We start from the raw sequence: 13433 nt of genomic DNA, 5'->3' as shown, positions 1-13433 counted from the left end.
GATCCATAGGACGGGTTAAGTGTGCCGCACTTGCTCCTAAGAAAACGTTCACACTTTTGTTGGGGTTACCATCAAAATACATGATACCTGCATTTACATCAGGAACCAAAGAAGATTGAGATGAAAGTGTTTCGCCGCTCATCATACCACCATCATAACCTGAAATTGGATTAAACTGGTTACCAAACCTGGCCTGAGAGAAATCGAAACTGCGGTTAATTACACCAGCTTGTAATCCAAAGCTCACCATCTGTAAACCCTCGGCACCAAACCTTAAACGGTACGAACCTGATACCAGGGCAGACAGGTAGTTAAAATCTAACTCACCTGCCCTTTGGTTTAAAATGGTTGCACCAAATGCAAAGTTCTTTTTTGGCGCCATATCGAACGATGCACCGCCTGTTAAGAAAGAACTGTTTAATGCACTCCATTGTTGTTTAAAGTTTACAGTTGCACGGTAATCGCCGTCTATTACCCCGGTTAAGGCCGGGTTAAGATATAACGGGTTTGCATAATATTGTGAAAAATGCGGATCAGTTTGTGCAAAGGACTTAGCTGTACACAGCAGTAATCCTAGCACTGCAACATATATTTTTAAAGCCGATAGTATTTTCATGGTCTTTGATTTTATCTGTTTATTATTAATCCTCTTCTTATCTAATCAGCGTTACTGTACCTTTTCTTAATGATGTTGTTCCATTGGTGAACGTAATGTCAACCATGTACACATAAACTCCGATCGGTTGATTTACTCCTTTGAAAGTTCCATCCCATCCATTTGCTACATTATCTGATTGGAATATCAATTGACCCCATTGTGTGAAAATACTCATTTTGGCACTTGATATAGTATTACCATAGATTAAGAAGGTATCGTTCTTACCGTCGTTATTTGGTGTAAATGCATTTGGTATGTAAACCTGATCTCCAAATGGATTAGCTGCTTTACCAGTTACCGGAGTAGAATTAGCACTGGTTTGGCACTCAATCTGGCCTCTGGCGCGTACAATAATGGTTACACTTTGATCTGGTTTCAAGCCTGCTACTAAGTAAGTAGTTCCGGTTGATCCGCCTGTTGGGTTTACCCATGTTAAGCCATTATCTTGAGAAACTTCGTAAGCAGTAGCGCCAGCAACCGCAGCCCATGCAAAGGTTACACTGTTTGGTGTTGTGCTTTGCACCACTACTACTGGTTTTTCTAATACCGGCAGTACATTAACCGTAACGCCTGTTCTTGTTGGACTAGCACAACCACCCACAGCTATTGCCTCTACGTAGTAGATTGTGGTAGCAGTTAAGTTTGGTGTAGTAAAGGTTATACCTTCTGCCAGTACAGGGCCGCCAGAGCTTGCAGCATACCATCTGTAAACTAATCCTGCTAAAGCATTATTAACCGTTAATATGGTTGAGCTTCCTGCGCAAAGTGTTCCATTTGCTGCTGTTACCGATGCTGGTGCAACTGGTACTGGTAGCGCAATTACATTTACCGGAGTTCTAGATGATGAGATACAAGTTCCATTTGCACCTTCAACATAGTATGTGATGTTTGCATTAACCGCAGGAGTGGTAAAGTTTGCTCCTGTTCCAGCCAATGTTCCACCTACAGCTGTAGTGTACCAATTGTATGTTACACCTGTTTGAGGACTTGTTACCGTTAATACAGCTGGGCTTCCGGTACAAACATTAACCGATGTTGAAGCTACTGTTGGCACTGTTGGTTTTGCATTAACAGTAACCGTTACTTTAACACGGCCACCATTGTTGTTACAACCTCCTGTTCCGATTGCTAAAATATAGTAATCTGTTGTTGCAGCTAAGGCTGTTACATTGAATGTTGTGCCAGTGAATAACAAATTACCACCAACCGCTGCAGTGTACCATTCGTAAGTAACACCTGCCTGTGCATTCGTTACTGATAGGGTGGCTCCATCACCTGCACATATGCCTCCATTTGGAACAGATACTACTGGGTTGTTTGGTAATGCATTTACGGTAATGGCTACTGCCCTTGCTGTTGCTGCAGTATTTTCGCATTTATTATCGCCTTTAACCGTTACATAATAAGTTGTACTTGCAGTTAATACTGGTGTAGTAAACACTGGACCAGTAAATGCTACGGTATTTAAAGTCGCATCACTATACCAGGTAAATATTGGGTTGGTTACTGTTGTGCTTGTTGCGGCTAACGTTGCGGCTGTACTTGCACAAACTGAAGTTGATCCATTTACTGTGATATCTGTTGCCAATGCGTTTGGACTAACCGTAACAGTTACTGTTTTCGCATTTGCTGCTGTATTTTCACATCTATTGGCACCCTTAACAGTTACATAATAAGTTTTAGTAGTAGTTAATACCGGAGTGGTAAATATTGGGCCGGTAAAGGCAACACTTGTTAATGAAGCATCATTGTACCAGGTAAATACCGGACTGGTAACCGTTGCTGAACTTGCATTGATTACTGCTGTTCCAGATCCACATATTCTAGCTGGGGTTGATAATGTGATATCAGCAGCTGTTGCCCCCTGATTAACATTTACAGTTACCACTTTTGCAGTGATACCTGAGTTCTCACATTTGTTATCACCCTTAACCGTAACATAGTATTTAGTTGTTGCCGTTAATACAGGGGTAACGAATGATGTACCTACATAAGCTACTGAAGTTAACGCAGCATCGTTGTACCAGGTAAATGTTGGGTTGGTAACGGTTGTTGTACTTGCTACCAAGGTTGTACCAGAACCTGAGCAGATTGTTGCATCAGTAGCGGTTATATCGGCAGCGGTAGAAACCGGACTAACAGTTATGGTAATTACTCTGGCAGTACCAGGTGCATTCTCACATTTATTATCCCCTTTTACAGTTACATAATAAGTAGTGGTGCTGGTTAAAGCCGGCGTAGTATATGTTGCGCCAATGAAACTTACATTGGTTAATGCCGCATCACTATACCAGGTAAATACTGGATTGGTTACTGTTGGAGATGTTGCAGTTAATACGGCCGATGATCCTGCGCAAGCCACTGTGCTTCCGCTAAGAATAATATCGGTAGCAGTTGCCAAAGGATTAACGGTTATTGTTACCGCTTTGGCATCTGCAGCACTGTTTTCACATTTATTGGCACCTTTAACAGTTACATAATAAGTAGTAGTGGCAGTTAAACCAGTTACTGTGAAAGTTGGACCTGTAAATACAACACTTGTTAATGATGCATCACTATACCAGGTAAATACCGGTTGGGTAACCGTAGTACTCGAAGCCATTAACATTACAGTAGAACCTGAACAGATTTGAGCATTGCTTACCGCAATATCTGCAGAAGTTGCAAACTCTTTAACTGTTACGGTAACAACCTTAGCATTTGCAGCCAAATTCTCACATTTATTATCGCCTTTAACAGTTACATAGTAAGTGGTGGTTGCATTAAGCGCAGGTGTAGTAAAGCTGGCACCTACATGGGCCACTGTAGTTAAAGCTGCATTGCTGTACCAGGTAAATACTGGGTTAATTACTGTTGTTGTTGAAGCAGACAGTGCCGCTGTAGATCCTTTACAGATTGATGCAATTCCGTTAATGGCAATGTCTGAATCAGTAGCCGCAGGATTAACCGTAATGGTAATCGATTTTGCAGTAGCTGATGTATTCTCACATTTATTATCGCCTTTAACCGTTACATAATATGTAGTGGTTGCATTAAGTGCAGGAGTAATAAAGTTAGCTCCTGTAAACGCTACAGTAGTTAAAGCCGCATCACTGTACCAGGTAAATACCGGATTGGTTACGGTTGTACTTGTTGCATTTAAAGTAACTGAAGAGCTTCCGCAAATGGTACTTGTTCCAGCTAAGTTAATATCTGCAGCCGTAGCAACAGGATTTACCGTTACCGTAACCTCTTTTGCATTACCTGCTGTGTTTGCACATTTATTTGTTCCGCTAACGGTAACATAGTATTTGGTAGTTACGGTAATGGCTGGTGTATTAAATACTGCACCTACAAAAGCAACCTGTGTTAAAGCAGCATCAGTGTACCAAGTAAATACCGGACTGGTTACTGTTGTACTGGCTGCAGTAAGCACCGCTGTACCAGAAGCACATAATGATGTTGTTCCGGTTACTGTTAAATCGGCAGCAACTGCTGATGGATTAACAGTGATAGACACCTTAGTACGTGTTGAGTTTGAACAACCTGCTCCACTTACGGCTTCCACGTAGTAATCATGTAATCCTACTGCAAGCGATGCAGGCGTGGTAAAGCTACTGTTGTTGGTTACAAGCATGTTTCCGCCTGTAGCAGCATCGTACCAGTTATAAGTAATACCTGCAACAGCCTGTACACTTAAGGTAGCAGGTGAGCCAATACAGGTTGTAGCCGGGTTGGTAGTTGATGGGATCGGTGTTACTGCCGGAGGTAAAATAGTTACAGTTACTTTGGTTCCTACAGTCTCACAACCGTTAGCCGTAGCTGTTACCAAATAAATGTAAGTTCCAGCAGTTAAAGTTGGATCTGTTGTGAAAGTTGCTCCATCTTTTCCTGCCTGATAAGCTGTGCCTAAGTACCACTTGTACACTACACCTGCTTGAGGGTTCTGAACACCTAAGGTTGCAGATGATCCTTGACAAGCGCTTGCTGTAGCTGTGGTAACTGTTGGCGTAGTGATTACCCTTTGAGCATAATCTAAATTAACAGATGTTAATGCCCCTAAAAGGCCTGAACTTAATCTTAACTCTGTTCCATCAAATTTACTGGTTGGTACGAAAGTTAATATGGCTGATGTTCCGCCGGTTAATAGTTTTAAGCTGATTAATGGGTTAGATATAGAAACCGCATCGTTATTGCTGGTTGTACCTTGGAAAGTGGTTACCGTTAAGTTGTTTAACACCCCTACCGAAAGTAATGCACCCGGAGTGGTAATTTTCACTCTTAACGTATCGCCTACGTTTGATAATCCTGTAAAGCCAACATGGTGATAAACAGATGCGCCAAGTAATCCCACTGGGATAACCAAACTAGATCCTGTATTGATATCATTATCAACCGCAAAAGTAGGGTTGAAAACTCCAGCCAATAATGCCACTCCTGTTACACCACTTGCAACTGTTGTTGTAGCTGCTCCACAAGGTGTGGTTACAGGTGTACCGTTAGGAATTACAGTAACGGTTACAGTTGCCCTGCTTGTTGCAGTACAGCCGCCAGGAATAGTAGCTTCTACATAATATGTAGTGGTTGCACTTAATTGCGGTGTTACATAAGTTTCGCCAGTAAATACTGGAACTACACCATTTGCAGTAGTGTACCAGTTAATAGTTGCACCTGCTGTACTCGAAGTTGCTTTTAATACGGCAACCGAACCTTCGCTGATGGTAATTGATGGTGGCGTAATTACCGGAACATCAATGGTTCCTAATATAATTTTGCCCTCTGTTCTGGTTGATGAAGCACCACAGCCATTAACTGCTGCTACAAAATAACTCGTATTTGCAGTAATTAAAGGTGTTGTAAAGTTATCGCCTGTAAATACTAAGTTTCCACCTGTTGCAGCATCGTACCAGTTATAGGTTGTGCCTGCAATTGGGTTTTTAACCTGGAAAGTAACTGATGTATTCGGACAGGTATTTACAGATGCTGAAAGTAGATCTGGTGTTACCGGTGCAGGGTTTGTAGTTACATTAACTACTGTTTTATAGCTTACACAACCAGTTGCAGAAACTGCTGCAACGTAGAATTTAGTATCGCCTGTTAAAACTGGGGTAGTAAATATGATACCGTCTTTACCGGTTAAGTATGTACCTGTAGCATCGTACCATCTGTAGGTTAAACTTGCTGATGGGTTGCTTACTTCAAGCTGTGYAGTTTGGCCAACACAAGCAGTAACATTCGCTGATGTTACGGTAGGCGCAACCAAAACGCGTTGTGCGTAATTTAAATTGATTGATGTTAAAGCACCTAATAAACCTGAGTTTAATCTAACCTCTACTCCGTCGAAAACATTCGTTGGGACAAAAGTGATTAAGGCCTGGGTATTACCGCTTAACAACTGAACATTGATTAAGTTATCATTTAACAATCTAGAATCACCATTGCTATTGGTTCCAACATAAGTAGTAACGGAAGCGTTTCCTAATAACGAAAGTGATAATAGTTTTCCTGGAGATGATACTAAAACGCGTACCGTATCACCCACTTTAGATAATGATCCAAAACCAACTCTTTGATAAACTGAAGCACCAAGCGCTCCTACTGGCATTACCAATGAAGATGCGGTTTGAGTATCGTTATCAATAGCCAATGCCGGGTTAAATACACCGGATAATAAAGCTACGCCGTTAACACCGTTAACTTGTGTTGTTGCCGCCTCGCAAGGAACTGGATTTGGAGATCCATTACCATCAACTGTAATGGTAACCTGAACGCGGCTTGCTGATGTACAACCATTTGTAGAAACCGATTCCACGTAATAAGTTGTAGTGGCTAATAGCGGTGGTGTAACATAAGTTGCGCCTACATAAACTGGTGTGGTTGAAGTGTTTGAAGTGTACCAGTTGAAAGTATTGGTTGCATCTGCCGAACTAGCTGTTAAAATTGCAGTCTGACCTGCGCTAACTGTTGATGAACTTGCAGTTACGACTGGTAAAGCCGGACGAGGATTTACTGATACTGCTGCTGCAGCTCGGTTAGTGCTTGTACAGTTTCCTTGAGATGCTTCTACATAATAAGTAGTTGCCGCTGTTAATGCCGGTGTTGGGAATACCGCGCCAGTGAATACTAAGTTTCCACCTGCCGCGGCATCGTACCATTTATAAGTTACAGCAGCATCCGGATTGGCAACCGATAAAGTTGCTGATGATCCTTCACACACATTAGCTATTGTTGCCAATACTGGTGTTGGTAATGCAGGTGTAACCGTTACAGTTACCGGAACTCTTGCTGTGTTCGGACAACCACCTTTGCTTACCTGAATATAATAAGTAGTGGTAGCAGTTAAAACTGGTGTAGTAAATGTTTCGCCAGTGGCCAATTGTGTACCACCAGTTGCTGCATCGTACCAGGCCAATGTTGTACCACCGTTTGCAGTTGCAGTTAATGTTGCTGTACTTCCGGCACAAATGGTTTGTGCACCCGCTGTTACCGTTGGGTTAGGATAAATTACCGTTGCACCATAAACATCTAAACTGGTTAAAGCTGTAACTAATGCGCCGAAGCTAACCTGTACCCTATCGTAAGCACCACCTGCTAATATAGTTGCAGCGAAGCGGTTACCTGATAACAACTGGAGATTTAATAGTCCGCCGTTTAATTGTACTGTTTTTACAACTGTAGTACCATTTAATACGGTAACAGTTACATTGTTTAATAAACCAACATCAGCTAAACCGGTTGGTAATGCTAAGTCTAAACGAAGACTATCTGTAGCTGTTCCAACGTTAGGGAAAATTAATTGTTGGTAACCTGAGCCACCTACACCTACTGCAAGAGATATTCTGGTAAAGTTAGAAGGATCTGCATCAGTAGAATTTCCTGCGCCAGTTATACCACACAATAAACAAATTCCGTTTATACCAGAGTTTTGTGAGTTGGCAGCGTTACATGCAGTACCACCACCGTTATTTAATACGGTAACAGTTACCGGAACGCGGGTTGCACTTTTACAACCACTGGCATTTGTAGTTTCTACATAATAAGTTGTAGTTGCCGATAATACCGGAGTAACAAATGAAGTACCTGTTCCTACCTGTGTTCCACCTGTTGCAGCATCGTACCATTGAATGGTATTGCCTGCATCAGCCGTTGCTAACAATGTAGTAGACTGGCCAGCATTAATTACCTGGTTATTCGTAGTTACGGTTGCAGCAGTTGCTGGTGGGTTAACTGAAACATTAACCGCAGTTCTCGAACTTACTGCAGTTCCAGATACCGCCTCTACATAAAAAACTGTTGGAGCGGTTACTGCTGGTGTTACAAAAACACCTGTATTATTAGTAACCAATGGTGTACTTCCGGTAGAGGCATACCAGTTATAGGTTACGCCAGCCTGCAAATTGCTTACGCTTAATGTAGCTGGGCTTCCAGAACAAACAGTTGCTGCAGCAACCACTGGCGCATTAACCGTTACGGTTAAGCTATAAGCTGTTGTTGCTTTGTTTCCGTTTGCATCTGTTGCGGTTAAAGAAATCGTAAAGGTTCCTCCTAAAGTAGGTGTTCCTGTAATTTCTCTTGTTGCAGTATTAAAACTTAATCCCGGAGGAAGGTTTGTTGCTAAATAAGTATACGGAGCTGTTCCACCTGTTACTGCTGGTAAGGTTTGTGTTGGGTAAGGTGTGCCTACAATGCCGTTTGGTAAAGTTGCACCTGGTAATGATAATACCCCTATTACTTTAAGTGCATAAGTATTGCTTGCGGTTCTGCCTTCACTATCTGTAGCAGTTACACCGATCGAATAATTTCCAGCCTGTGTAGGTGTTCCCGAAACTTCTCTTGTTGCTGGATTAAAAGTTAATCCGGCCGGAAGATTAGTTGCAACATACGTATATGGACCAACACCACCAGTTGCCGAAGGCAAGGTTTGTGTGGCATAAACTGTTCCCTCAGTTCCATCAGGCAAAGTTGCTGCTGGTAACAATAAAGGGTCAACCACTACGATTGTATAGTTATTGGTTGCTGTTTTTCCATCAGCATCGGTTACCGTTACCGGTACTGTGAAAGTTCCGGATTGTGTAGGTGTTCCTGAAATTGCTCTTGTAGCCGGATCAAAAGTTAATCCCGGAGGAAGACCAGTTGCCGCATAAGTATAAGGTGTTGATCCGCCTGTTGCAGATGGAATAGTTTGTGTTGGATAAGCTGTTCCTGTTGTTCCGTTAGCTAAAGTCGCTGCCGGTAAAACCAATGGATCAGTTACTTTAATTGTATAGTTAGCAGTAATGGTATTGCCATTAGCATCTGTTACTGTAACAGGAATGGTAAAGGTTCCAATTTGAGTTGGTGTACCTGTAATTTCTCTTGTTGCCGGATTAAAGGTTAATCCCGGAGGAACACCTGTTGCCGAATAAGTATATGGTCCGGTTCCACCTGTTGCGGCTGGAATTCCGTTTGTAGTATAGGTTGTACTTGTTACACCGTTAGGCAATGCTCCCGGAGCCAAAGCCAATGCTGGTGTTACGGTTAAAGTAAAGGTTGAAGTTGTGCTACAACCTTTAGTATCAGTTGCTACAACATCGAATGTTGGGTTACCTGCTGCTGTTGGCGTTCCACTTACCACACCACTTGGCGATAAAGTTAAACCAGCAGGCAAAGTACTACCTGCAGCTAAAGTATAAGTATAACCAGGTGTACCGCCGGTAGCAACCGGAAGTTGTTTACTGTAAGGAGATGCAATTGTTGCATTGGTTAAAGTTGTGCCTGCAAATACAATTGCTGGGTTAACGGTAATAACCACCGGAACTCTTGTTGCATTTGAACAGGTTCCTTTGCTTACCTGAACATAATAAGTAGTTGTTGCAATTAAGGCCGGAGTTGTAAAGTTTGCACCCGTGCCTACTTGGTTTCCACCTGTTGGTGCATCGAACCAGGCTAAAGTAGTACCGCCATTTGCAGTTGCACTTAATGTTGCAGTGCTACCTGAACAGATAGATTGCGCACCAGCAATAAATGTTGGGTTAGGGTAAACTACGGTTGCACCATAAATATCTAAGCTGGTTAAAGCCGAAACTAATGCGCCAAAACTTACCTGTACCCTATCGTATACGCCACCTGCTAAAACAGTTGCAGCAAAGCGGTTACCCGATAAAAGTTGAAGGTTTAATAATCCACCGTTTAATTGTACTGTTCTTACAACCGTAGTACCATTTAATATGGTAACGGTTACATTGTTTAAAAGGCCAACATCAGCTAAACCAGTTGGTAAAGCTAAATCTAAACGGATGCTATCAGTAGCAACACCTGTTGATGGGAAAATTAATTGTTGGTAGCCTGTTGCTGCAACACCTACAGCAAGAGAAATCCTGGTGAAGTTGTTGGCATCGGCATCTGTTGAGTTACCTGCGCCATTTACAGCACATAATAAACAGATACCATTAATACCTGTATTCTGACTATTTGCTGCATTACAAGCTGTTGCACCACCGCCGTTAATTACGGTTACAGTTACTGGAACGCGACTTGCACTTTTACAGCCATTGCTACTTGTGGTTTCGATGTAATAAATTTTGGTTGCAGTTAAAGCTGGGGTAGTGAACGAAGTCCCGGTTCCAACCTGTGTTCCTGCCGAAGGTGCGTCAAACCAGGCGATGGTATTTCCAGCATCAGCGGTTGCGGTTAATGTTGTGGTTTGGCCAGAGTTGATTACCTGGTTATTGGTGGTCACCGTAGCCAAAGTTGCAGGCGGGTTAACCGAAACCGAAACCGATGTTCTCGAACTGATTGCTGTTCCAGAAACGGCCTCAACATAAAACACCGTTGCCGAATTTACAACAGGTGTTACAAAAGTGCCGTTGTTACCGGTTACCAGTGGTGTACTTCCAGTAGAAGCATACCAATTATAAGTTACACCTGGCTGAAGGTTGCTAACGGTTAAAGTTGCAGTACTTCCGGTACATACAGTCGCAGAAGCGACAACCGGCGCATTTACTGTTACGGTTATTGCGTAGCTGGTAGTTGCTTTATTATTGTTAGCATCTGTAGCGGTTAAAGAAACATTATAGGTACCACCTTGTGTTGGCGTTCCGGTAATTTCTCTTGTAGTTGGGTTGAACGATAATCCCGGAGGAAGGTTTGTAGCTACATAAGTATATGGCGAAGTACCACCAGTTACCGCAGGTAACGTTTGTGGTAAGTATGAAGTACCAACAATTCCGTTCGGTAAAGTTTTTGTAGGTAAGTTTAATGTTCCAATTACTTTAATTGGATAAGTGTTGCTTGCTGTTTTACCTTGACTATCGGTAACCGTAACATTTATTGCATAATTACCTGCCTGAGTTGGTGTACCGGTAACTTCTCTTGTTGTTGGATTAAATGTTAATCCTGCAGGAAGATCAGTGGCTACATAAGTATATGGTCCAACGCCGCCTATTGCAGCCGGCAGAACTTGTGTAGCATAAGCCACACCCTCTGTTCCATCTGGTAGGGTTGCCGCTGGCAATGTCAATGGACTATTTACAGTAATGCTATAATTTGTAGTTGCCGTTTTTCCATCAGCATCAGTTACCGTAACTGGTACAGTATAAGTTCCTGGTGTTGTTGGTGTACCGGTAATGGCTCTAGTTGATGGATTAAAAGTTAAACCAGGAGGAAGACCTGTTGCCGAATACGTGTAAGGTGTTGTTCCACCAGTTGCACTTGGAATAATCTGCGTAGTATAAGCTGTACCAGTTGTGCCGTCAGCTAAGGTGGCTGTAGGTAACAACAATGGATCAGTAATTTTTACAGTATAATTTGAAGTAATGGTATTACCATTCGCATCAACAACTGTAACTGGTATCGTATATATTCCAGGTTGAGTTGGTGTTCCGGTAATTTCTCTTGTTGCTGGATTAAAAGTTAAACCTGGAGGTACACCGGTTGCAGTATAGGTATATGGCCCTGTTCCACCGGTTGCAGCTGGAATAGTCTGCGTTGGATAAACCGTTCCTGTTAAACCATCAGGCAATGCGCCTGGAGTAAGTACCAATGAAGCTGTTACTGTTAAATTATAAGTTGCAGTTGCTTTACAGCCTTTGCTGTCAGTTGCAACAACTGAAAAAGTGTAAGCATTGGCTACGGTTGGTGTTCCGGTAATTGCACCAGTTGATGATAAAGTTAAACCAGCTGGCAATGTACTTCCTGCTGCTAAAGCATAAGTATAACCTGCTGTACCGCCAGTAGCTGCATCTAATTGTTTAGCATAAGCAAAGCCTGGTGTTGCGTTAGTTAATGTTGATCCGTTAAAAATAATTTGTGGGTTTACTGTAATTACAACAGGAATCCTTGTCGATTCAGCAGTACAACCTAATCTTCTGGCAGCAACATAATAAGTTTTAGTAGCGGTTAATGGAGGTGTAGTAAAAGTACCATTAAAAGCAACGGTGCCTGCTGGTAGTCCACCTTCTATAGCCTCATACCATAGCAATTCGTTGGTATTTGGCGTAGTCGCATTTAAAGCCACTGTACTATTATAACATGCCGCAATTGCAGTGCTTGCTGGTGTTGGCCTGCCCGCAGAGCGGATCACACCATAAACATTAAGCGTTTGTGTAAGGTTTAAAGTAACTACCGAACCTAGTGTTACCTTCACCCTGTCGTATACTACATTTGCGCCTGGAGAAAAAGGAATCGATACCGGCTGTCCACTATTTAATAGACCTAATAAATCTAAATTTAACGTAGTCGGAACTGATCCGGTGTATACCTGGGTACCACCATTATATGCGGTTATCGAAATGTTCTGTAAAACTCCTGCTGTTAGCAACGCAGAGGTAGTACCAAATCTCAGGTTAATATCGTCACCTGGATTTGATGGTGTTGCAAAATAAAAATTTTGGCTAATGGATGAACCGACGCCAAGTATACCTAAACTAAGTTGAGAAAAATTATTTGGATCCGAATCAATAGCCCTTTCGCTATTGGTTACCCCCGAACTACCCAATTGCAAGGCATCAAGTGTAATACCAGTGCCTTCATACCCTGTAGTAAATGCCTGTGCACAAGGATCATTACCTGAAGTATAAAATGAATAATAAACCTTTGTACTGTTACTAGCTCCAAGCAAAAGTGCATTGGTTACATCTTTTATAAACACCCTATTGTAAGTCTGTGTAGGGGTTATTGCAATGTAAAAATAACCATTTGCATCTTTTACTAAGCGTAAATTATCTGAAGAAAATCCGTCTACACTATTACCACCCGTTGGCGGTACGGCTGTAGTTCCGTTTCTGGCGCCTACCTGGAACGAATGGTTTCCAAGAATAACTGTCCCACCTACATTAGCCAATAAAGTACCTAAACTACCGCCGAGTAATCTGTTCAGGATATCGCCGTCAAAATCTATTCTGATATAGGATGTAACTCCTGCAGCAACTGGTGCCGGATAACTTAGCTCCAGTTCTCCACTGAATGCGCCTATACCTAGTAGCGCTCCACCGTACGAATTAACTGTAGCAAAATCATTGTTGTTTAATGTTGCATTTGTTGCATTATCAACATGATCCGATTTGGTGGCAGTATTTGCAAAAATTTTAGTTTGCGCATACGATTTAGTGGAGAAGAGCGTTAATAGAATGATGATTGCAATTAAGGTATTGCTAATTATCCCTATGCGGGACGAGTAAGTATGAGTTTTCATCATGTCAGGCGTTATTTTAGAGACTTACTATGTACTAATGCTTGTTTGGTAAATGCTTTTTGGTGCATTATATAATTATGACAAATCTAAATCTAGAATAGCATCCTATCCTATCCATTGCTATTC

The 13433-nt window shown here is 42.1% G+C and carries 2 protein-coding genes; both read right to left on the bottom strand.

What is annotated here, in order from left to right; all coding sequences use genetic code 11:
- On the bottom strand, positions 1-616 hold a 616-nt coding region (locus AC1DND_RS01710), incomplete at its 3' end, for a PorP/SprF family type IX secretion system membrane protein (protein ID WP_477578592.1).
- A gap of 37 nt (positions 617-653) precedes the next feature.
- Complete coding sequence (locus AC1DND_RS01705) at positions 654-13310, bottom strand: Ig-like domain-containing protein (RefSeq protein WP_477578590.1); 12657 nt, start codon at positions 13308-13310, stop codon at positions 654-656.
- Positions 13311-13433 lie beyond the last annotated feature (123 nt).

This window comes from Pedobacter sp. 01N416 (genome assembly GCF_056399685.1).
Note: the sequence above shows the minus strand (reverse complement) of the source record. Positions and strands in the feature narration are given on the sequence as shown.